Below are 22,122 nucleotides of genomic sequence, written 5' to 3' on the forward strand. Positions count from 1 at the left end.
ACGAGTTCCGGTACGCAAGACCCTGAAATCGTTGCGTACGAGACGATCGGAACCCTTTACCGAGAACCGATTCGGGTTCCATGGCTGAGCTCTACGGCCACGCGGGGTTGCAGTCCGCCTGGCCGGTCGGGCATTGAGGCTTGGTCAACGCGAATCCAGAGGTGGCACAGGCGTTCCGGATCGAGTCCGCAAAGTAAGGTCACAGCCCAGCGCATTCGCGATGGCGATCGCACCATCGAGTTGGATCGAGTCTTTGCCGCCTTCGAGAGCTTGGATCGTCGACCGACCCACGTCGGCGAGCAATGCCAACTCTGCTTGAGTGAGGCGTAACTGAAGCCGACGTGCGACGAAGGCGGCCGCCACCTCACTCGGATATCTCCGACTTCGTCGTCGCGGATGGGCCATATTCGCTCCTTATGCTTGCGACTACATGCATAGGCGACAATACGACCCTCTTTTATATGACTGAGCCCTGTTATGCCTGTGAACGAAAGCATAACGACATATCCGAATGTCGACTCGCCCGTGTCGGTGGTCAGTTCATTGCGATACTGAATCGACATTGCCTGTCCAACCAAACACCTACGAGTGCGGTGACTTGGATCTGTATCAGTCAGGCACCGCCCTGTACTCAGATGGCACGACAGGGTACGAAGCCGAGTGCGATACGTATGTCCCGCCGGCACCGCCTGAATTGAGATATTGCGATTACGGCGGCACCGCGGTCTTCACCGATGGGTCGTACGTGGTGAACGATCCGAGATGCGCGGCGACAGCGTCGGTACCCGATGCAGGGTCTCGATGGAGTCGATTCGACGGTCGCCACAGCTGTGCTCGACGCAGCCACGACCGAACAGTCGATGCTGTTGGCCGAGATCTACCGCCGGGGGAGTGGATGGCGCTTTCGACCCATCGGCCAAGGTTATGACGACGGATTGGCTGAACTTGCCGTCAGATACGGCGCGGAAGTCGACGAGTAGCCAAGAACAGGATCCTGTCAGGCATGTCCCATGCGTGCCCGGGACGGGGCAACGCGGCGTTAGCTCGAACGCGTTGCCGAAAGAACACTGACTTCGTTGGGTCCGGTGCAATCGATCGCAGGGTGATATGTCAACCGTCTCCCGATCGTTCCTATTCAGGCGAGATGTTCAGAATGCGATCAACGGGACAGGGCGGTTACGAACGGAGGGCCGGTGGCATCCAGCTGGGCCATTCGGCCTGTCCTACGAGGTGACCGCGATCGAACCGGGCAATCGTGCGGAACGGGCGTCGCGCTGATGAATTGTCGTACACCTGAGCGCGATCCACCATCTCGACCGCAGAGCGAAGGAGAGGCCACAACCGGTCGTACCGTTCGCGAACTTTCGCCTCCGGAACCGAATGGCCGCCTTGATCGACACGGTTCTGTACTCGGGCCACAGCCGTTTCGACGGGAATTGCGATTACGTGCAGCGTCACCAAATGGCCTGCACCGACGGCAGACTGGACCAGTTCGACCGTGGACTCGTGCGAGAAGACGGTCTTGGTGACGAACGACGATCGTGCCGAGAGGAATTCCGCACGCAGCTCGGCAGCAACTTTCGACGCATCGTAGGCGTGCGCAGACTCGTCGCCGGGCCATCGATCGTGCGCGATCTCGTCGGCATTGACGAACGGAAGATGCGTGACCGGTGACAGTACGCTCGCGTTGAAGGTGCTCTTGCCGGCACCATTGGGCCCAGCGAGTAGATGAAGTACCGGGTCCGAGATCGGTGTTGTCACGATGGGCTGTCTCGGGAGCGCGCTCTATCGACGGTTGCTCTACTCGACGTTGCCGTGCTCGTCGGACTCGACGTACGAGCGACCTTCTGCAGTGAATTCACTCTCGAAGTCGAGCGACTCCGTCACCGATTCGATCTGTTCTGTCCACTCCGCGCGAACGACGGCCTGCCTGTGCGGCGTCAGGTCGTCATAGCGCGCCTTACCTGCGAGCACATCGGCAATATCGCGTGCCGGGACTCGATGTGAAAGCTCCATCTCACGGCCGATCAGTGCCCAGTGGGCAATCTGTTGGGCGGCACTTCGGCTTGCAGCAAATCCGGCCACTTTTGCCGCATCGTAGAGTTCGTCGTCGATACGTAGAGACGAGGTGGTGCCCATGTGATGTCCTATCGCCGCAGCAGTATTGCCAGCGTAGCAATCTGCCACAACGCTCTGCTGGGTCTCGATCAACGAGGTCCGACGAGTCCCCGTCACGCGCCGTCCAGCGCACCGAGCAGCCCGGTGAAGGTAGCCCCACCCGTCAGGCCACGACTGTTGCGAACTGTTCGAGGGAGTAGTCGACGTCCGCCGCCTCGATGGTCAACGGCGGTCTGATCTTCAGGGTGTTTCCGTACAGGCCGGTGGCCGAGATCAAGACCCCGCGTTTCTTCATCGCGTTGACCGCGCGCAGTGCCCCGGGCGGATCCGGTCGACCTGCAGGGCCGATGAATTCGACTCCGACGAACAAACCTGCACCCCGGACGTCCCCGATGGAATCGACGCGATCAGCGACCGTGCTCAGGCCTGCCAGCATGCGCTCACCCATCGCGGCCGAATTGGCCACCAAGTCCTCGTCTCGGATCATGTCCAGTACCGCTTGCGCCGCAGCGATGGTCACCGGATTGCCACCGAAGGTGTTGAAATAGCGCAGGTCTCGTCCGAACTGTTCCGCCAACGAGCTCTGCATCACCAGTCCGGCGATGGGCATGCCGTTGCCCATCGGTTTGCCCATCGTGACGATGTCGGGCAGCAACCCGTGCCGCTCGAAGCCCCACATCGATGCGCCCAGCCGGCCGAATCCCGGCTGCACCTCGTCGGCGATCAACAGCCCACCCGCAGCATGAACGACATCTGCCGCGGGCTTCAGGAACGGCGTCGGCTCCGGCAAGATCCCGTCGGAGGCGAAGATCGAGTCGATCAGCAAAGCCGCGATACCGATCCCGGACGAGGCCAGGTCGTCGATCTGCGCCTGCACCTGTTCGGCGAACCACGTTCCCAGATCGCCCTCGACCCGGTACGCATCCGGTGCCGGAACTGTCCGCAACCACGGAGCGTCGCGAAAGGACGCCGGACCCATCGACGGCGAACAAGCCGCCACATCCACAGTCCCACCGTGATAGGCACTTTCGGTGACGATGATGCCCTGGCGGCCGGTCGCGTGCCGTGCGATCCGGAGAGCGAGGTCGTTGGCCTCGGACCCGGTGCACGTGAACATCGCGGTGTTCAACCGGTCGGGGAAGGTGCCGACCAGATCCTCGGCGTATCCGATCACCGCCTCGTGCAGGTACCGCGTGTGCGTGTTGATCAACGACATCTGCCGAGTGACGGCCTCGACCACCCGGGGATGGCAATGCCCCACGCTGGCAACGTTGTTGTACATGTCGAGATATCGCGTGCCATCGGCGTCGAAGACATACACACCCTCGCCTCGTACCAACTCGAGCGGAGTCTCGTACATCAGGTGATAGGCGGGCCCGAGCACCCGCCTTCGACGCTCGACCAGATCGAGCGTGCGAGTGCTGAGACCCACGGCCGAGGACGCATCGAAACCGTTGACGCTCAGGGCTCCGACGCGATCGAGTGTGGTCACCTCACAACCCCTGCAGCCAGAACGCCCAACGCGGATCCGCCATCTTCATCCTCGCGCGGGCAAGCTTCCAGGTTCCGTACTTGTGGTAGTCGAAATCCCATGCGGTGCTGAGCTTGTGGTTCATGCAACCCCACAGCCCCCATTTGACGTCGGCGAGTGCGCTGCACACCTGCACCCGGGAGATCATCGACCACTCGGCTTTGCCGTAGAACTCTTCGATCAGCTCCATGGTCTGCTGCTCGCCGTAGAACATCTCGGTGATCATCACGGCCAGCTCGTAGGCGCGGTCGTTGTTCGACGCGAACTCGTAGTCCACCAACTTCATCGGTAGACCGTCTCCGATGAGGATGTTGCCCGGCATCGGGTCGTTGTGACACGCAACCAGATCCAGTCCGGACGCCAACATCGCGTTCTTCGCCTGCCCGTACTCCGCGAGGATCACCTCGGCGTCGCGCGGCAATCTCACGCCGAGTTCGGCAACCTGATCGAGGTGTTCGTCGATCATGTCGAAAATCGTCTTCGTGATGCTGAGCTTGCTGCCAGAATGCAGCACGCGATACAGATCGATCATGCCCAGGGGAATCTCGGGGCGCTTGAGGTCACCGTTGGTGCACGCCCGATAGCCCTCGAGGAACTCGATGACTTCCACGCCGGTCACCGGATCGAACAGCACCACCTCGGGGCCGATGTCCAAAGCACCTGCACGACGCGCAGCTTCGTTGGCCAGCGACCGATCGATGAACGAATCCGTTCCGGCGCCGGGAAGTTTCATGAAGTAGCGCTTGAGTTTTCCCTCGACGGTGATGCGCCAATTGCTGTTCATCAGCCCTCCGGGTACCGGGGTATAGGTGATGTTCAGTCCCTCCCACTGCGCAACAGCGGCCAGGGCTTTCTCCACCTGCCGCTCGGGTTCGGTGCGGGCAGATCCCAGTGCGATCTCGTTCATGGCCACCTCAGATGTTCCGTACTCGGTCGTCGAAATGCGGGTCGCGCAGTCCAGCGCGCGCCCTCAGGAACTGCCAGTCGGAGAACTTCGAATATTCGTGCGTGCCAGGCCTCATCGCGTCCGCATACGAGCCGATGAGGGCCCACCGCAGGCAGTCGGCGATGCCGTAGATACGGGCGCGATCGAACAACGCACTGTCGAACGACCCCCACATCATCTCGAACACCTCACGTGCGTCGGTGTCGAACGGGCGGATCTCGGCGAGCAACGCACCGATGTCCTGCAGCGGATCCATCAGCGCCGCAACGTCCCAGTCGACGAGCCGCATGCTGCCGTCGTCGAGCACCAGCACGTTGGAGACATTGCCGTCGCCGTGGCATGGCACCGCGTCGACGCCGGCGCTCTCTATCCGCGCTTCGGCGGGTCCGAGAGTGCGCAGCATCCAGTCGAAGTCGGCCGGCAATGCGCCGCCGACCCGCTCGACCAGGCCCCGCACATGCGCCAGGTCCTCGAACACCGACGCACGTCTGGTGATTCCGCTGAGCCGGTGAACGGAGGTCCGCAGTGCCACGAGCTTTTCGACGCTCGCATCCTCGTCGAACAGATCGAGCGTTGCGGTCGAACAGAGTCCGGTGAAATCCTCCATCACCAGCACACCGGACGCTGCGTCGGAGAAGAAGACAGCGGGGCCGATGCCCGCGTCACCGGCCGCGGTGGCAGCGGAGAATGTTGCTGCGATATCGATGTAGTCGCGGGCATGCGGTTCCATCACCTTCACGTATGCGGCCGACCCTGCCCCCGAGTCCGCAACCTCAGCCCGCGCCGAATAGCGCTCGGAGTCCGCGCCCCACCAACTGGGGCTCGCCATGGTGGTACTGGGGTCCAACGTCAGGTCGCCCGTCGCCCAGATACCCAACTCGCTCAATGTCTGTCGCACAGTCATCCCAGTGCTCCGATCGTGTCAGCGGCCACAGCTGTCGGCCAGTCCATCTCGAATCCGCGTGCGCTCTCGAGCCATTTCGTCAGCCGGAGCACCGCCTGATCTGCGAACCGCGGTCCGACGACCTGGATTCCGACGGGCATGTGTGCGCTGAAGCCGAAGCAGAGTGCCGAGGCAGGCTGTGCGGTCTGGTTGAACCACGCGGTGAAACTGCAGTGGCCCAATGGTTGTGCCGGGTCGAGCCCGACCTCTTCGGCCCCGAAACCCACCGTCGGAATGACCGGCGAGATGACGAAGTCGAATTCGGCCGTCTGCGCCCGAATCATCTCCTGCGAGCGCATCACCGCGTCGGTGTCGCGCGAGAATTGAGCCGCCGAATTCTCTGCCGCCGCCGTGGCCCAGTCCGCGACCGCGGGCAAGACGTCCGATCGACGATTCTCGGGAATGGCCTCCCACTCCGTGCGCGCACGAACCTGGAACAGGCGATCCAACGCCGGGTACGGATCTGCGCCGAAGACCGGCGGCATCTCGGTGACCACGGCACCCGCTGCACTCAGTTGCATTGCTGCAGAACGCACCACGGCCTGTACGTCGTCGGAAACGGAGGGGCCGTAGCCCATGTCCAGCATGACGCCGATGCGAAGTCCGGCAGGAGCCAGGCCCCCGCGTATATCGGTGGTGTCCTCGTAGGGCAGGCTCCACGTGTCCCGGGGATCGGGCCTCGAGATGACACCGTAGAGATCGATGAGATCGTCGACGGTGCGCGCCATCGGACCGGCCGATCGCATGGTCGACGGAGCGGTATGCGGAATGCGGCCCTGCGTCGGCTTCAATGCAACGAGCCCGCAGTGTCCCGCAGGCAACCGCACCGACCCGGCGATATCGGAACCGACAGAACCGAAACCGATGCCCGACGCCAACGACGCACCTGCGCCTGCACTGGATCCACCGGTATTGCGAGAGAGGTCCCAGGGGTTGCGGGTGATTCCGTACAGCGAGCTGACGCCCGCCGCCATCATCCCCATGTCGGGCATCGTCGTCTTTCCGATGATGACGGCACCGGCTTCTTTGAGCCGGGCAGCCGGTGGTGCGTCGACGGTCGACATCGGCAGGTCCGCATTCGCGGCGACGCCGTGTCGCCACGGCATACCGATCGCATGGATGCTGTCCTTGATCGTCACCGGAATGCCGTCCAAGTCGCCCCGGGCACGACCGGATACGAGTCGATCGGTCGCGGCCTGAGCTGCCGCACGTGCACCCGATTCATCCACGTACGCCATCGCATTGATCACGGGGTCGATGGCCGCCAGATGCTCCAGCGTGGCATCGAGCAGGTGCAGGGGAGTGGTCTCACCTCTGCCGAACGCCTCGCGAATCTCGGCGACCGTCTTCGTCAAGAGGGGATTCATCGAGTGCCTTTCGTGCCGGCGAGTTCGACGGGCGGGACGACCCCGATATCGCCGCGCACCATGCGCGCGACCGTCTCGGCGAGCATCTTCACGCCGTCGAGCAGGTCGGTGTCGTGGGTCAGCTCCTTCTCGCTGTGCGAGATGCCGTCGACACTGGGGACGAACAGCATCACCGTCGGAACGACGTCCTTGAGATTCACCGAGTCGTGGCCGGCCATGGTGAGCATCCGTCGACACGACAATCCGAGGGACTCGGCGGCTTCCTCGGCGAGTTCGACGCCCTCGATCTGGTAGCTCGTGGACGGACGCAGCGCCGACGTGTCGATGCTGACGCGCACCTCCCCGTCGGCGTTCACGGAATCGATTGCTGCAAGCATCTTCTCGTGGGCCTGCTCGAGAACCTCGGGATCGGAGGACCGGATGTCGATGGCCATGGTGACCTTCGACGGCACGACGATCGGGGAATTGGGTTCGACGTCGAACTCGCCGACCGAGGCCAGCAGCGCCTGTTCCGGAAACTGAGTCGTGAGATCGCGGGCAGCGAGCACGATTCGGGATGCGCCGACCAACGCGTCGTGACGCAGGGCCATATGAGTTGCGCCGGTGTGCGACTGCTCGCCGTGCACGGTGATCGAGTACTTCCGCGCGGCCCAGTTGGCGGTGACGATGCCGATCGTCGTGCCAGTGCTTTCGAGGATGGGACCCTGTTCGATGTGGATCTCGGCGTAGGAGGCGGCCTCGGGAGCGGAATCATTGCCGTGGAAACCGATATTGGACAGGGCATCCCGCACGCTGACACCACTACGGTCGGTGACCTTCAGGATGTCGTCGGCCTCGAACTTGCCGATGAAGACCCCGCTTCCCATCAGACTGGGTGAGAAGCGGGAGCCTTCCTCGTTGAACCAGTTCACCACCGCAAGGTTGAATTGTGGTGCGACCGAGCCACGTTCGACACACTCGGCGACCTCGTACGCAGCGTGGGCTGCGGCGAGGACCCCGTAGGCCCCGTCGTACTTCCCGGCGGTCGGCTGACTGTCGAGATGCGAACCGACGAGGACGTACGGTGCGCCTGGGGCAAATTCCACTGTGCCGTACATGTTGCCCACCGCGTCGACAGTGGTGGTGAAGCCGTGCCGGTCGAACCAGTCGGCGAGGAACCGCCTGGTTCGACCGTCGTCCGCGGTTGCTGCCTCGCGGTGCACACCACCGGCGGCGGTGGCACCGAACTGCGACATAGCGGTGAAGTCGTCGAGAAATGTCACGGTCAGATCTTTTCCGGTGCGGGGTTGGTGGCCAGTTCTTCGATCTGGTCCTCGAAGGACAGGTCGACCGGTGCCGTGCGGGTAGGACGCTTCCCGACCTCGAACATCTCGTCGACGCGGGCTTTCTCCTCGGCCGTGGTTCCGGTGGCCTTGGAGACGATGAGGAACACGGCCAGGTTGACGGCCATGCCGACGACGCCACCGGTGAGGCTGCCCAGCCCGGCGATGTCGTCCGGGAAGATCGCGGTGAGCACCAGTGCGACGGTGAATCCGGAGATCATTCCGGCGACTGCGCCCTTACCGTTGCCGCCTCGCCAGAAGATGCCGAGGAACAGCGGAATGGCAAGCTGCACAACGCCTTGGTACGAGATCTGCGCGAGGAGTTGCAGGCGCGTCATGTTGAAGGTGGCGTAGGCGACGATGGCCGCCGCTGCCATGAACGCGAGCATGCTCGTCTTGGCCACCTTGGTGAGCTGGCTGTCGGTGAGCTTGCGCTTGTCGGAGTTGACGATGTCGTTGGCGATCTGCAGTCCGCAGACCTGCACGCTGCCGTCGATGTGGCCCATGGACGCGGCGAACACCATGGTGGCGGCAAGCCCCAGAAGCCACGTCCCGCCGTAGCTTTCGGCAATGGTGAACCAGCCGGTCTGCGGCGAGTCGGCGACGGCGGGAATGACCGTGCCGGCGATGCCGACGAGCATGAGCAGGGAGTAGAAGACGCCGGAGATCAGCACGGTGCGGATGGTGCCGGACTTGACGGCGCGAACACTGGACGCGGTGTAGATGCGCTGGAAGCTCGTCGGCCAGCACAGCGATCCGACGACACCGGTGAAGATGAGCGCGAAGAGGTAGAACGGACCGTAGGAGTCGCCGTCGCCGGGAACGCGCAGGTACTCGTCGGCGACGTCTCCGAGGGTCGAGAAGCTGATCGGACCGCCGGCGACACCGGAGAGCAGAATCAGGCACAGTGCCGCAGAGAAGACGTAGGCGACCAGACCTTGGAACATGTCGGTCATGATCAGGCCGCGCATCCCCATCTTGACCGTCCAGTACTGGCGGATGACGATGACGGCCAGGCCGACGAACAGGCACGTGGTGACCGACCATGCTCCGGCACTGGCGATCTGGAAGACCTCGCCGAGTGCCTGCATGCCGAGCACGACCCAGGGGAAGAGCGAGACGATGCCGATGACGCTGGCAACGATCTTGGTACCGCGCGAGTTGAAGCGCAGGCCCAGCAGGTCGGGCTGTGAACGGAGGTTGTACTTCGCTCCCCATCGCCACGCGCGGGTGGCCATGAAGTACATCATGGCGACACCGAGGCTGGAGTACGCGAGGCCGTACAGGCCGAATACGCCTGCGCCGCTGGCTAGTCCGAAGAACGCGATGAACACCGAGCCCGGCCACCACGAGTTGACGTAGCTCATCGCGACGTACCAGGGACCGTAGCTGCGACCGCCCACCGAGTACTCGTCGAACGTGGGGGAGGTCTTCTGTTGGGTGGTGTAGAGGATGAAGATGACGACGGCGTAGAAGACGCCGAGCATTCCCAGCATGATCAACATGTCATTCTCCAGTCAGCGGTGCGGTAGCGGGGAGGAGATCCTCGTCGAGTTCGCCGCGGATGTCCTCGACGATGTAGAGACCCCAGAGAGTGAGTCCCAGAACGACTCCGTTGATCAGCCAGTACATGATGGCGAACGGAATGCCGAGAATCTCGTAGCGAATGCCACTGCCCCACATGTACAGCGGGGGGAACAGTGCGAAGACCAGAGCGAGAGCGTAGATACCGCCGAAGAACGTCATGATGCTCTTTCGGCTCAGGCCGCGAATGTACTCTTTCATGTGCGTCATCCTTGGTTGACTATTTTGAGAACCGAGTCGTGAATTGCGCCGTTGGTCGCAATCCCGTTGCCTTTGTCGAAGTCTCGCGCTCCGTCGAGCGAGGTGAACGTGCCGCCGGCTTCCTCGATGATCACCGGCATGGGGGCGAGATCGTAGATCTGCGTCGTGTAGTCGACCACCGCGTCGGCCTGGCCGCTCGCGACCATCATGTAGCCGTAGGCGTCGCCCCACGTCCTCAGCACGGCACCCGTGGCGTGGAGGTCGACGATGGTATCCGGGTGCCAGTCCTCGAGCCAGGTTGCCATCACATAGGCACCGTCCAGATCGGTTCTGGTCGAAACATGTACCTGCTCACCGTTTTTCCAGCACCCCTTGCCGCGCTCGGCGTGCATGAGGATGTCTGCGCTGGGTAGGTTGATGACGCCGAAGACGATCTGCTCGCCTTCTTCTAGCGCAATCAGGTTGGCGTACAACGGAACTCCGTGCACGAACGACTTGGTACCGTCGATCGGGTCGACGATCCATCGGTAGTCGGACGTGCCACTGGTTTCACCGAACTCCTCCCCGAGAAAGCCGTCGGCGGGGAAGTGCTCGGCGACGCCGGCTCTGATGTGCGTCTCGATGTCGCGATCCGCTTGTGTAACAGGGGAACCGTCCTGTTTCTGTTCGACGGTGAGGGCTGAGGTGTCGAACCAGCGACGAGCGATCTCGCCCGCCGAGCGGGCGAGCTCCACGCCGAGAGCGGCGCGTGCCGACCTGGAATCCTCCACGGTGTTGCACCCTTCGGTAGATGTTGCGTTCTCGGGTAGGTGCAACGATGGGCGTAGACCATTTCTGGTTTTCTCGTCGATACGTGAACGTCGTGTAACGCGTGACCTGGTTGCGGGTCATAGGACACCCGCCGTGTTAATCGTGCGTTAATGCCCAGGTCGAGGGGTGTTGCTCGGGCCTGATTGAAGATTGAATGGGCTTCTGCAGTCGTGACGAGTGAATCGAGGTGATTCGGTGCTGTTGATGGAGCAGACGCACGCGGCGCTTCTTCGGTTGGCTGCCGAGCTCGAATCGCGGTCCGTCGCTCGGTTGCCTCCCGAACGCGAACTGGCCGAGCGACTCGGCACGTCACGGACGACGCTGCGCAAAGCGCTGGATCTTCTCGAACGCGACGGCGTCATCCGACGGACGAAGGGGCGAGCCGGCGGTGCGTTCCTGACCTCGGTTACACCGGGTTCGTCGTCACCGGAAAGTGCGCAGTCCCTCTGTCAGAGCCGGCGACTTCTGCGGAGCCTCAACACCGTCAAGGGCGTCCCGCAGATGCTGCACGAACAGGGATTTCGCGACGGGACCAAGGTCATCTCGGCGCGGATCGCCGAGCCGAGCCCGGAGGCGGCGCAGGTGCTGGGAGACGGACCGGTGGTATCGCTGCTGCGGCTGCGCTTCGCGGACGGGGACACGCTGTCGCTGGAGCAGATGTACCTCAGCGACAGCATCTGTGGCCGAGTTCTGGAGACCCCGTTGAACTCGGTGTACGAGGCACTGCGTACCAGGCTCGGCGTATCGGTCTGTATGGCAGACGAATCCATCGAATTGGCGACGATCAGTGCGCCTGCGGGCTCGTTGCTCCGACAGCCCGAGGGAACGCCCATCCTGAAACTCGAACGCATCGGATACGACCAGTCCGAACGACCCGTCGAGTATTCGGTGGACCTGTTCCGCGCTGACCGAACTCGATTGAGTGTGCGCACCTCGTCGCTGGTGAGTGCGTCGGTCACCGAGACGTCTACGTAGAGAGCAGGCCCGGAGACCGTGGTCCCCGGGCCCGGACGCGGATGGCTACTCGGTGCAGCAGTGCCCCGCGGATTTCGGCGTCTCCGGCGCCAGATCCAGCATCGGATTGCCGTCGAAGAATCCCGTGGGCTTGAGGTGCAGACTCACATGGCTGACCGGCATGACCGGCCAATCCTCGGGGCGCACCACGTGGTGCGCGGCGATCGTGGGCCAGATGACCAGGTCTGCGTCTTCGAGTGAGCGATCCTGCGCGGTGTATGCCACCAGGCCGTCGAAGCCAGGATTCTGGGCCACGTACTCACCGGCTGCATAGCGTTCCCGCTCTGCGTACGGCGTCGCCCACAGGTGCTTGGCGGCGAACCCGCCTCGGCGAGCCTGCTGCGAACCGGGCTGTGCCAGAGGCAGAGCGACCGCACCGGACGGCTCGATCTTGTACCCGATATGCCCGCCGAGCTTGTTCCTTTTGTCCGCGTTGGCAATCAACCACGAACGAGCCCGGAGTGGATCGGCGACTCGCTGCGCCTGCGATTCGGTGACGAGATGGCGCTTGGTCTGACGCCACGCGTTGCCGTGCGGATTGTCCGGCCCGACGGGAACTGCCTCGGCTTCGAGTTCGTAGAGATTGTTGCGTAGCCCGTCCACGTTCATGTCCAGGCGAACGCTGAAGAAGTGTTGATGATGCGGTCCGTAGAGCCCGGGAGCGACGAGGGTGCCGAACTCGGGGATCGTGCCCGGCTCGATCGCGCCGGTGGAAATGATGCCGGTCAGCTTGATCTCGAACTCGATGGACCCGTCGAGATACAGATGCCAATAGAATCCGTAGTCGTAGTTGCCCACGGTGGCGAAGAACGACACGACGAGACGACGGTTGCGTCGGACCTGGCCCACATTGTCGCGAAAGTCGGTGTGCTTCCAACCGATGCTGTAGTCCTCCTCGTGCATGCAGATCGCATTCGGAAGTTCGATCGGCTGACCGTCCTGATCGTTGACGTACGCGTCGAAGTAGTGAATCTCACCGAGGCAATCACAACCCAGCTGAAGCGAATTGGCGAGAACACCCAAACCGTACTCGCCCTCGTCGAACACGTTCTTGTTCCACTGACTGTCACCGGGATCGCCGTACGGTACGTACATTTCCGACAGCGACGCCCGATGGATGATCGGCCGCAGAGTTCCGCGATCGACGTAACCGACGTCGTGCAGCACCAACCCCTCACGGGGTGTGAAGCCGACGCGCAAGCGCCAGTTGGCCCACTCGACGTAGTGGCCGTCCACCGTGAACGACGGACCGTCGGGTTGGGTGATGTCGATCTTCTTCATCGGGGCGCGTTGGTGGGAGAACTCCGGGACATTCCCGGGGCGTTCGTAGAATCCGGGTAGGTAGTTGCCGGGAGTCTGTGGGATGGGTACCACTCCGGTGTCTGCGACGTCGACGACCTCCATCGTGTCCATATCGACTGTGACGACAAGGTTCTCGACGGGCCGCGCGTATCCGTTCTCCTGCGCTTCGCTTCGTACGAACGTCAGCGGGCGGGCGAGGCGTCGACCACCGGGGTTGTCGCCCTCCATGGTGTGGCCGCTGGCCCACTTGTCCACCATCGCCAGCGAGAAGTCGGTGACGCCGCGCTTGACCATCGCCTCCTGCCACCGTGGATCGGCCTTGATGACGTCCTCGCAGCGAAGGAACTCCTCCAGTGTGATGGGTGGCTGGGCATCGGCGATCTCGGTGTAACTGATCAGGGCATCATGGGTGAGCGAGACCACTGCCTCGAAGGTGGCATGGGCGTCCCGGTCACGCAGGACGACGAATGCTCGACGGTCCGTATCCGATTGCTGCAGATCAACTTTGGTCGGCTCCAGCAGCTCGATGTAGACGAAGCGCGCAGCGGAGGTCAGGCTCCGCTCGCGAGTCACGATCGCCGACGTCCTCGAAATCTCCTGCGGGGTCAGCGGTTCGAAGGGGTGAACTACAACGGGCGCAAAGGTATCGGTCATCGTGGCTCCTGCAATGGGTAGTGGAGAAGTTCCGGCGGAATGCGGCGCGTGCGAAGGAAAACGACGACGGCGGCGAGCGCGAGTTCGGTCGCAGCAAGAATCGAGGCCGCCGAGACGTCGCTGACGCTGTCGGTGACGAGGGCCTGATGATGACCCGCCGGACCGGAGGCATGCGCAAGCAGCATCACGGCGCTCGACGTCGCCATGATCACCCATGGACGATTGCTCGTCGACCGCCACAGATCGGCAGCACACAGCAGGCACACCACCGCCATGGCGGCGACCACAACACCGAGTGCGCTGCCGATCCCCATCCTCAGGTGGAGAACGGCCGAGGTCACCGCCAGTGCCGCTGCACAACGGTTGATCAACACTGTCGGTGGCTCCCTGTCGTCGCTGTCGGTTACGACGTTAGGGGTAGACCATTACTGGTATTCGTAGGTCGTGTGAGGGACGTGTAACTCGCCGACCGGATCAGACCAACTCGATGACGTTCAATGCCCCGTCGGCATGCGAGCTACGCAGTCGCTTCTTGTCGTATTTGCCGACGCTGGTTTTCGGGACCTCGTCGATGAAGGTCCATCGCTCCGGCAGCTGCCAATGCGCGACGCGGCTGTCGAGGAACTCCTTGAGTTCTTCGGCTGTCACCGATGCGCCCTCGCGGACGACTACGGCCACCAGGGGCCGCTCGTCCCACTTCGGATCGGGCACTCCGATCACCGCAGCCTCGCGAACTGCCGGATGCCCCATCACCTGGTTCTCGAGCTCCACCGACGAGATCCACTCGCCCCCGGACTTGATGATGTCCTTGGAGCGATCGGTCAGTCGTAGGTAGCCGCCCTCGGAGATGGTGCCCACGTCACCCGTCCGCAGCCAGCCGTCGTCGAACTTGTCGTCTGCGTCGGCGCGATAGTAGCTGCCGGTGATCCATGGGCCACGGACTTCGAGTTCACCGACGGTCGCACCGTCCCACGGCAACACCGTGCCTGCATCGTCGACGAGTCGTGCGCGAACCCCGGCGACGAATCTGCCCTGCGTGCAACGTAAATCGAACTCGTCCTCAGCCGACAGCCCGGCATCGGGCTTGCCGGACGTGCCCAGAGGCGAGGTCTCGGTCATGCCCCAGGCCTGCGAGATGTGCACCCCGTACTTCTCGTGGAACGCCCGCATCAAACTCGGTGGACACGCGGCACCGCCGACCACCACGTCACGCAGACTCGACAGATCGGCCGGGTGCTCGTCCAGGTGAGCGAGCAGGGCCTGCCAGATGGTCGGAACGGCCGCCGCGGCTGTCGGACGCAGTGTCGACATCATCTCCGCCAACGGAGCCGGCTGCAGAAACCTGTCGGGCATGATCAGTGACGCACCGACCATCAGCGCTGCATAGGGCAATCCCCACGACATCGCGTGGAACATCGGCACGATGGCCAAGACCTTGTCGGACTGCGCAATTGCCATCGCGTCGGTCATGCAGGCCTGCATCGAATGCAGGTAGATGGAGCGATGTGAATAGACGACCCCCTTGGGGTCGCCGGTGGTGCCCGAGGTGTAACACATTGCGGCAGCGGATCGTTCGTCGAGCTCGGGCCAGTCGAACTCCTCCGGCTTGCCTGCGAGTAGGTCCTCGTAACCCAGCACCTCGATACCGTCGGGTGCAGTGACCTGCGTCGGGTCGACGCCGACGACGACGAGATGCCGCACGGTCTCGAACGTCGGCAGCAGGGGTGTCAGCAGGGGGAGCAGGCTCGCGTCGGCGATGATCACCTGATCCTCGGCGTGATTGACGATGTAGGTGAGCTGCTCGGGAAAGAGTCGGATGTTCAGCGTGTGCAGCACCGCGCCCATCGCAGGAATCGCCATGTACGCCTCCATGTGCGGGGCGTTGTTCCACATGAACGTTCCGACGCGCTGATCGTCGTCGATGCCGATCGACCGCAGACCGTGTGCCAGTTGCGCTGCCCGCCTACCCAATTCCCCGAAGGTCACCGTGGTCGGACCGGTGTCCGTCCAGGTGGTGATCTCGGCCGAGGAGTGAATGGACGTCCCGAATCGAACCAGCTGGCCGATGGACAGTGGGGTGTCCTGCATGGTGCTCTTCATCGATCTCGCTCCTGAAGTCTCGGCATACACGTCGTTGTGTTGCGCGTCACACCATGCACGATACGGACTTACTCGGACGCGTGGTCTCGGGTACCTCGGATTCGGGCGTCGACCTCGCGAACCATGTCCTGATAGATCTCCGCCGCGGGGTCTATGACCGCGAAGTGGCCCCCGGGTCCTTCGACCGAGCCGACCGAATCCGAGCCCGCCGACGCGGCGGCGTAGTACGCCCGACTGATCTCGAGCAGGTTGGGATCGTCCGATACCGCGCACACCACCAGATGCGGAACTCCGAGCGGAAGCCTCGCGATCGGCGACGATGCCTCGTACGTCTCCTGCGCACCGGCGAATCGCGCACCGATCGCATTCGACACCGCACCCTCACCGAGCCAGCGCTCATCGCCGACCTTCAGATCGAGCACGCCGGCCAGACTCACTGCGAGAGCAGGGGTTACGGCCTTTCCGGCCGAATCGGCTGCGAGGCGCAGAGCGAGTTGACCGCCCGCCGAGTGCCCCATCAGCACTGTTCGGGACAGATCAAGACTGCCGGGTGCCGTCTCCAGCGCCGCCAGAGCGGACGCGACGTCGCCGGTCATCGCATCCCACCCGTGTTCGTCGGGGCGACGATATTCGACGTTCCACGTGGCGTAACCCCGCCCGGTCAGATCGACGGCCATCGCGTCCATCAGGTCGAATTCCCATCGCGAACGCCAGTAGCCACCGTGGATCAGCACGGCGACGGGAAACGGGCCATCGCCCTCGGGTAACCGCTGCTCGACGCGTTGCTCGGGGTGATCCCCGTAGTGCAGGATCGTCCCGGGGTAAAAGCGGTGGAAGTACACGCTGTCGATCGCAAATCGCAGACCGTCGAGCCCGCGGCCGCGAATGTGAGTGCGGATGCCCGGTGATCTGTCCGGTGTGCACTGGCCCAGATCGACTCGAACGACACCGCTGCTGTGCGGCGAAATATCGACCGGGATTCCGTCGCCAGGAACGACGATCGCTTCGTCGAAACCTGATGCGATGTCGACCATTCCGCCCGTCAATCCTCGGGCCGACAGCGCCCTGGCGACCAATTCCTGGGCCGTCGCGAGATCGGCGAACACGCCGGGAGCGGCGACGATGTCGAGGTGCGTCGAGGGGTGCGTCATGGGTTCACGCTACCCAGAAAAGCGTCGACCGAACCCGAGACGGAGTGTCCGGGCTCGGTCGAAGGACGGTGATCAGTTGTCGACGGCCTCGTTCAGTTCGCGCAGACGTGGGAGTGCGCGGTTGGTGAGCAGGTCCTCGCGAGTCTCGGCGGAAACGGCCATGCTGTCCTTCCACAGCGAGCGGCCTGCCATCGCGCCGCGCGCGCCGTTGGCCACTGCGATGCGCACCTGCTCGATGAACGTCTCGTGGTCGACGCCCGCCGACAGCACTGCCCACGGAACACCCTGTGCCGCTTCGGTAACGGCTGCACATGCCTCGGCGGAACCGGGGTAGGGGAGCTTGAGCACCTTGGCACCGCATTCGACCGAGATGCGGGTGGAGTCGGCGATGATCTTGCCGAAGCCGGCCTTGTATTCCTCGTCCGATTCGCCCTCGAGCTTGTAGGTCAGGATTTCGACGATGAGCAGCAGGCCCTCGGCGGAGCAGGCCTTGACGAGGTCGCGGATCTCCTCGGCGACACGGGAATCGACGCCCTGCCGTTCGGGGCGCATGTAGAACAGCATCTTGGCGACGTCGCCACCGAGGTCGCGTACGACGCGCGGGGTGACTCCGTCGACGTACCGGGTGTACCGCAGTCCATCGGTCTCCTCGAAGCCCGAGGCGTCCATGCCGACGACGAGTGCGGTGTTGCGCGAGAGCACACCCTCGTCGACGATCTTCGGCAGTGCGACCTCGGGGTCGAGCAGGATCGCCGGGGCGTGATTGCCGAGGTAGCGAACCAGATCGGCCTTGGCGTCGGCGAGCTGCTCGAGCGTGACCGAGCCGGGTCCGTCGGGAGCGTCCGTCATGACCGCCTTCATGCCGTTGCGCTGATCTCCGGCGACGATGAGCATGTTGCCGTCGGCGGTGGAGATGGCGGCCATTCCGCGACGCTCGAGGGTGGTGAGTTCGTTCATTGTCTTCTCCTGGTGATGGGTTGGGGATGCGAGCAAGTGAGACAACGTTGTCTCGTTGCAGAAATGTGGGCTCAGATTTCTATGAGCGTCAGTAGTCGCGCAGCGAACAGTGCTGCGCCGTAAGCGGTGTCCTGAGAGCGGGTCGACACCGAGACATCAGGGAGCACCTGCGCGCGGGCATCCCGGACGCTGGCCATGCCCGCCCAACCGCCGGTGAGCAGCGTGGTCCGAGCGGGCGCAACCTCGGCGTCGAGGGCAGCGATGAGGCGGGCGATCTCCTCGTTGCCGTGCAACAGGATCGAACGGAACAGCTCCGCCGAGTTCACCCCGTCGGTGCGCACGGTGATGGACAGCACGCCGTCATCGTTGCGCGCCCCGGCGATCTCTATCCCGCCGTCGGTGGACGGTCCGGCGGCAGGCAACGCGCACACTCGCTGATCGAGCAGGTCACGCCCGGCGCGGTCGGTGATGTCACACATCTGCAACGCCCGTCGCATCAACAGTCCGGTCTTGACCCCGGCGACGAGTACGTGTTGGCCAGGAACCACATGCCGCACCGAGTTGATCAGGTGATCGGCCAGACGGCTTCGCGCTGCGGTAGTCAGAGGAGCGTCGAGCACTCGCAGCAGAACCTCGGCGGTGCCCATCGACACGTGATATCGATCGTTGGGGATTGCCCCACCCGATACGGCGGAGACGAGGTGGTCGTGACCGGCCACGGTCAACCGTGCCCCCACGATGGCGTCGGGAAGTGCATGTCCGGTTGCGACCCCCAGGTCGGTGCCTGCGTCGACGAGGGGCGGGATGAACTCGGCCCCGACGCCCAAGTGTGTCAACATCTCCGTCCACGGCTCGCCGGTGTTCTGATCGAGCAGTCCGGTCCGGGAACTCAACGAGTAGTCGGCCGCCGCGCGGCCACCGAGGGCCAACACGACGAACTCGGGCAGATTGAACCAGCGCAGTCCGGCCAGGTTCAGTCCGTTGTCGCGGAGGTGCGCGATCTTGACCACTGATACCTGGACGCCGACGGGCAGGCCTGTCTTGCCGGCGAACCGATCACGAAGATCCTGGGGTAGTGAATCGACCTGCTGCTGCCCGCGCGGATCGAACCATGCGAATGCCGGAGCGCGGACAACGTTGTCTTTATCCAGAAGGAAGCCCGTCTCGCCCATTCCGGACACCGCGATCGCATCGATGCGCGACGCGGGATCGCCGGTCACCTCGGGCAGTCGCCGCGCGACGGCGTCGAGCAGATTCGCGATGGTGGCGAGCAGGTCCTCGGCCTCGAGGTCGGTGGTTCCGCCCGGGCCGTGATGCCACGGCGTCGGACTCTGCTCGATGAGCAGTTCGGTTCCGGCCTCGTCGATCACGAGCACCTTGATGCCGGTGCTACCGAGGTCGAGTCCCGCAACGAGTCTGGGATTCACGGGGATGTTCTCATTTCTGTGCAGGTAAGGGGAGTGCATGTGAGAGTCGTTCGACCAGGGTGGTCGGCGCAATCTGTTGCTCGACTTCGAGATAGGGATCATCGAAGCGCTGCACCAGGCGATCGAACGCGAGGGTGCCGATCCGGTATGGATCCTGGTCGATGCATGTGACGGACGGGCTGACAGCATCGGCGAGCGAGAAGTTGCCGAACGAGACCATGGCAACGTCGGTGCGATCGATCTCGTGCAGCACCGATACCACGGCCGTCGCATGCCGCGCGTTGGCGACGAAGAAGGCGGTCGGCGGATTCCGCAGAGCCAGTAGCTTCTTCACTACCGGCCGTACCGAATCTGCGGCGTGCGAGACGGGCGGTGCGAGGGCGGCGTCCGGTGTCTGACCGAGATCGGTGAGGACGTCGATGTACGCCTCACGGCGCAACTGTGCGGTCTGTAGTCGATCGTCGAAGCCGAGCAACGCAATTCGGGTGTGGCCGCCCTCGACCAGTTTCTCGACGGCCCGCTTGGCGGCACCGTAATCGTCGACGATGACCGAATCGAAGCCCGGGATGGAACGGTCGATGGTCACGGTCGGCAATGTTCGACGCCGAGGCACCAGGAAGTCGCTGTGATCGCCGACAGGCGCGAGGATGATCCCCCGCACGTGTTGACCGGCCAGCAGCGCCAGCTGGTCACGTTCGCGGTGAGCGTCGAACCCGGTGCTGCCGACGATGACGGCCAGTCCGTGTTCGAGAGCGCGATCCTCGACCGCACTGACCAAGGAGGCGAAGAACACGTCGTCGATGGAATCGACGATGATCCCGATGGTGTTTCCCGATCCCGATTTCAACGAGCGCGCAGCGGAATTGGGGACGTAGTTGAGCGTCTGCACCGCGGCCTCGACGCGTTCGCGCAGCTCGGGCAAGACCGTGTCCACGCCGTTGACGACACGGGAGACGGTCTTGAAGCTGACGCCTGCCAACGCGGCGACGTCTTTGATGCTTGCGCGCTCGGTCACGTGAACTCTCGATCGGAGGAATTGTGTTCGCTGTAGTAAAGGTGCGAGACAACGTTGTCTTGTATGATTCACGTCATGCCTCCTGTCTGTCAAGACGTTTCCGTGATCGATCGGGATCAACTGCCGGTTCTGGTTGTCGCGGGTGCTGCAGGAAGTGGAAAGACCACCCTCGGACGCGAGCTGGCGCGCCGCTTCGGCACGGCATTGCTAGACCTCGATACACTCACCAATCCACTACTCGATCAACTGGATTCGCTACTGGACGGGCAGCACTGGAACAGTGCAGGGCCGCACGCAGAACGCATTCGTGCCGGCCGGTATGCAGTGCTGCTCGCTGCTGCGAGGGACCTCGTGGAAATCGGTCAGCGCCCCGTTCTGGTCGCGCCTTTCACCCGCGAACTGACCGCGGGCACGGAGTGGGAACGACTGGTCTCGCAGGTGACCCCCGCAGCAACGATGGTCGTGCACGTCGACGGCTCGCCGGAGCTGCTGGCGCGTCGGCGGGCGGCCCGCGGGGCAGAGCGCGACGCGCATCGGTCGACGGATCGCCCGGTGGAGAAGCCGCGTGTTCCACATCTGCGGATCGATGCCGAATTGTCGACCACACTGCAGGTCGATCTGGTTGCGCATGCGCTCCAGGATCAGTCGCAGCGGTGATCGCTTCCAGGCGTGCAGGATCGGCGTTCGATGAGCTCGACGCCGAGGATATTGCGGCGCTTGAAGCGCTTGCCGGGATTCTCGATTCGGCCGAGTAGTCGCTCGATGGCCAATCGGCCGAGCCGAGCAGGATTCTGGTCGATCACCGTCACCGGCGGCCACACTGCATCCGCCAGCGGGAAGTCGCCGAATCCGACGAACGCCAGATGCAGCAATTCCATCTGCTGCAGCACCGGCACGCATGCCATGGCTACGCGTGCGTTGGACAGAAACAGCGCCGTCGGTGGATCGTCGAGTGCGGTCAATGCGGTCAGGGCGTTGCGGGCATCGTCGCGGCCCATGACGCCGAGCGCAACGAGCGACTCGTCGAACTCGATTCCTTCGGCCTGCAGCGACTCTCGGTATCCCTCGAGCCGATTCCGGCTGGTGGGAATATTGGCACTGTCACCGATGACTGCGATGCGAGTGTGTCCCAACCGAAGCAGATGATCGGTGGCCAACACCGCCCCGCCGTGATCGTCGTCGACGAAGCTGTCGGCCTTGAGGCCGTCGGGTGCGCGATCGACGAAGACCGTCGGAGTTTTGTCGATCCAGCGCTCCAGGTAACCGTGATCGGAACCCGTCGGCGCAATGATCAAGCCGCTCAACTGTCTACGCAGCAGCGACTCGACCAGAGCCTGCTCCTGGTCACCGTCGTGCCCCAGGCTCGTGACCAACACGGCCATGTCGTCCTCGCGGGCGCGCTCCTCGATGGCTCGTGCGATGGAGGAGAAGAACGGATCGTCGATATCGGGCACGGCCACACCGATCGCTGCCGCTTGACCGTTGCGAAACGACGTCGCCATCGTGTTCGGAACGTAGTTCAGTGAATTCAGGGCATCGGTGACGCGAGCGCGCGTTTCGGGGTCGACGTGCGGATCGTTGTTGTACACCCGTGAGACGGTCTTGGCGCTGACTCCGGCCAGTGCCGCGACATCCTGCATGGTGGTCATGATCTACCCCCGTCTGCTCGTCGTCCGCTCG

General features: G+C 63.5%; 22 protein-coding genes. 3 read left to right on the top strand and 19 right to left on the bottom strand.

What is annotated here, in order from left to right; all coding sequences use genetic code 11:
* Positions 1 to 144: 144 nt before the first annotated feature.
* The gene (locus R3P93_RS21940; RefSeq protein ID WP_082898556.1) at positions 145 to 405 is read right to left on the bottom strand and encodes a helix-turn-helix domain-containing protein; all 261 of its coding nucleotides are present in this window, start codon (positions 403 to 405) and stop codon (positions 145 to 147) included.
* Between the two features lie 383 nt (positions 406 to 788).
* On the opposite strand from R3P93_RS21940, the gene R3P93_RS21945 reads away from it, so the two are divergent.
* Positions 789 to 980 carry a TerD family protein gene (locus R3P93_RS21945; protein WP_394855346.1) on the top strand — a complete coding sequence of 64 codons (192 nt, stop codon included), beginning with the start codon at positions 789 to 791 and terminating at the stop codon, positions 978 to 980.
* A 196-nt stretch (positions 981 to 1,176) separates the two neighbouring features.
* Here R3P93_RS21945 and R3P93_RS21950 read toward each other — a convergent pair whose 3' ends face one another.
* The 10 genes from R3P93_RS21950 to R3P93_RS21995 all read right to left on the bottom strand — a co-directional run bounded on the left by R3P93_RS21950 (position 1,177) and on the right by R3P93_RS21995 (position 10,782).
* Entirely contained in the window at positions 1,177 to 1,761 is a 585-nt protein-coding gene (locus R3P93_RS21950) for an AAA family ATPase (protein ID WP_317534084.1), read from the bottom strand.
* A 39-nt stretch (positions 1,762 to 1,800) separates the two neighbouring features.
* Positions 1,801 to 2,211, bottom strand: coding sequence for a TA system antitoxin ParD family protein (locus R3P93_RS21955; RefSeq protein WP_317534085.1), 411 nt, complete (start codon positions 2,209 to 2,211; stop codon positions 1,801 to 1,803).
* A 70-nt stretch (positions 2,212 to 2,281) separates the two neighbouring features.
* Positions 2,282 to 3,610, bottom strand: coding sequence for an aspartate aminotransferase family protein (locus R3P93_RS21960; RefSeq protein WP_317534086.1), 1,329 nt, complete (start codon positions 3,608 to 3,610; stop codon positions 2,282 to 2,284).
* Between the two features lies 1 nt (position 3,611).
* Positions 3,612 to 4,556, bottom strand: a complete 945-nt coding sequence (locus tag R3P93_RS21965) for a phosphotransferase (protein WP_317534087.1) — start codon at positions 4,554 to 4,556, stop codon at positions 3,612 to 3,614.
* A gap of 7 nt (positions 4,557 to 4,563) precedes the next feature.
* Positions 4,564 to 5,499 carry a phosphotransferase family protein gene (locus tag R3P93_RS21970; protein WP_317534088.1) on the bottom strand — a complete coding sequence of 312 codons (936 nt, stop codon included), beginning with the start codon at positions 5,497 to 5,499 and terminating at the stop codon, positions 4,564 to 4,566.
* Positions 5,496 to 6,905, bottom strand: a complete 1,410-nt coding sequence (locus R3P93_RS21975; RefSeq protein ID WP_317534089.1) for an amidase — start codon at positions 6,903 to 6,905, stop codon at positions 5,496 to 5,498. Before R3P93_RS21975 ends, R3P93_RS21970 begins: the two co-directional genes overlap by 4 nt.
* A complete protein-coding gene (locus R3P93_RS21980; RefSeq protein ID WP_317534090.1) occupies positions 6,902 to 8,167 on the bottom strand; it encodes a M20 family metallo-hydrolase in 1,266 nt (421 codons plus the stop codon). The genes R3P93_RS21975 and R3P93_RS21980 overlap by 4 nt, the downstream gene beginning before the upstream one ends.
* A 2-nt stretch (positions 8,168 to 8,169) precedes the next feature.
* Positions 8,170 to 9,732, bottom strand: coding sequence for a sodium:solute symporter family protein (locus R3P93_RS21985; RefSeq protein ID WP_317534091.1), 1,563 nt, complete (start codon positions 9,730 to 9,732; stop codon positions 8,170 to 8,172).
* A 1-nt stretch (position 9,733) separates the two neighbouring features.
* Complete coding sequence (locus R3P93_RS21990) at positions 9,734 to 10,012, bottom strand: hypothetical protein (RefSeq protein WP_317534092.1); 279 nt, start codon at positions 10,010 to 10,012, stop codon at positions 9,734 to 9,736.
* Positions 10,013 to 10,017: 5 nt separating this feature from the next.
* On the bottom strand, positions 10,018 to 10,782 hold the full coding sequence (locus tag R3P93_RS21995; RefSeq protein ID WP_179276600.1) for an inositol monophosphatase family protein: 765 nt from the start codon (positions 10,780 to 10,782) through the stop codon (positions 10,018 to 10,020).
* Positions 10,783 to 10,999: 217 nt separating this feature from the next.
* On the opposite strand from R3P93_RS21995, the gene R3P93_RS22000 reads away from it, so the two are divergent.
* A complete protein-coding gene (locus tag R3P93_RS22000) occupies positions 11,000 to 11,797 on the top strand; it encodes a GntR family transcriptional regulator (RefSeq protein ID WP_094688278.1) in 798 nt (265 codons plus the stop codon).
* Positions 11,798 to 11,842: 45 nt separating this feature from the next.
* Here the strand turns inward: R3P93_RS22000 and R3P93_RS22005 are convergent, their stop codons facing one another.
* From R3P93_RS22005 to R3P93_RS22035, 7 genes are all read right to left on the bottom strand, one after another.
* Positions 11,843 to 13,792: a primary-amine oxidase gene (locus tag R3P93_RS22005; protein ID WP_317534093.1), complete on the bottom strand. Its 1,950-nt coding sequence runs from the start codon at positions 13,790 to 13,792 to the stop codon at positions 11,843 to 11,845.
* The gene (locus R3P93_RS22010) at positions 13,789 to 14,166 is read right to left on the bottom strand and encodes a hypothetical protein (RefSeq protein WP_317534094.1); all 378 of its coding nucleotides are present in this window, start codon (positions 14,164 to 14,166) and stop codon (positions 13,789 to 13,791) included. Before R3P93_RS22010 ends, R3P93_RS22005 begins: the two co-directional genes overlap by 4 nt.
* Before the next feature lie 100 nt (positions 14,167 to 14,266).
* Positions 14,267 to 15,892: a long-chain fatty acid--CoA ligase gene (locus R3P93_RS22015; RefSeq protein WP_068047015.1), complete on the bottom strand. Its 1,626-nt coding sequence runs from the start codon at positions 15,890 to 15,892 to the stop codon at positions 14,267 to 14,269.
* A 68-nt stretch (positions 15,893 to 15,960) separates the two neighbouring features.
* Complete coding sequence (locus R3P93_RS22020; protein WP_082898557.1) at positions 15,961 to 17,043, bottom strand: alpha/beta hydrolase; 1,083 nt, start codon at positions 17,041 to 17,043, stop codon at positions 15,961 to 15,963.
* Positions 17,044 to 17,115: 72 nt separating this feature from the next.
* Positions 17,116 to 18,000 (bottom strand): tagatose-bisphosphate aldolase, encoded by an 885-nt coding sequence (locus R3P93_RS22025; protein ID WP_094688286.1) that lies wholly within the window; start codon positions 17,998 to 18,000, stop codon positions 17,116 to 17,118.
* A 71-nt stretch (positions 18,001 to 18,071) separates the two neighbouring features.
* Entirely contained in the window at positions 18,072 to 19,427 is a 1,356-nt protein-coding gene (locus tag R3P93_RS22030) for an FGGY-family carbohydrate kinase (RefSeq protein WP_317534095.1), read from the bottom strand.
* A 10-nt stretch (positions 19,428 to 19,437) separates the two neighbouring features.
* Complete coding sequence (locus R3P93_RS22035) at positions 19,438 to 20,442, bottom strand: LacI family DNA-binding transcriptional regulator (protein WP_197477921.1); 1,005 nt, start codon at positions 20,440 to 20,442, stop codon at positions 19,438 to 19,440.
* Positions 20,443 to 20,544: 102 nt separating this feature from the next.
* Between R3P93_RS22035 and R3P93_RS22040 the strand changes: the two genes are divergently transcribed.
* A complete protein-coding gene (locus R3P93_RS22040; RefSeq protein ID WP_179271993.1) occupies positions 20,545 to 21,099 on the top strand; it encodes an AAA family ATPase in 555 nt (184 codons plus the stop codon).
* On the opposite strand, the gene R3P93_RS22045 is transcribed toward R3P93_RS22040, so the two are convergent.
* A complete protein-coding gene (locus tag R3P93_RS22045) occupies positions 21,084 to 22,091 on the bottom strand; it encodes a LacI family DNA-binding transcriptional regulator (RefSeq protein WP_068046994.1) in 1,008 nt (335 codons plus the stop codon). The two genes, R3P93_RS22040 and R3P93_RS22045, sit on opposite strands and share 16 nt — an antisense overlap.
* Between the last annotated feature and the right edge of the window lie 31 nt (positions 22,092 to 22,122).

The organism is Rhodococcus cerastii, from assembly GCF_033042195.1.
GTDB lineage: Bacteria > Actinomycetota > Actinomycetes > Mycobacteriales > Mycobacteriaceae > Rhodococcoides.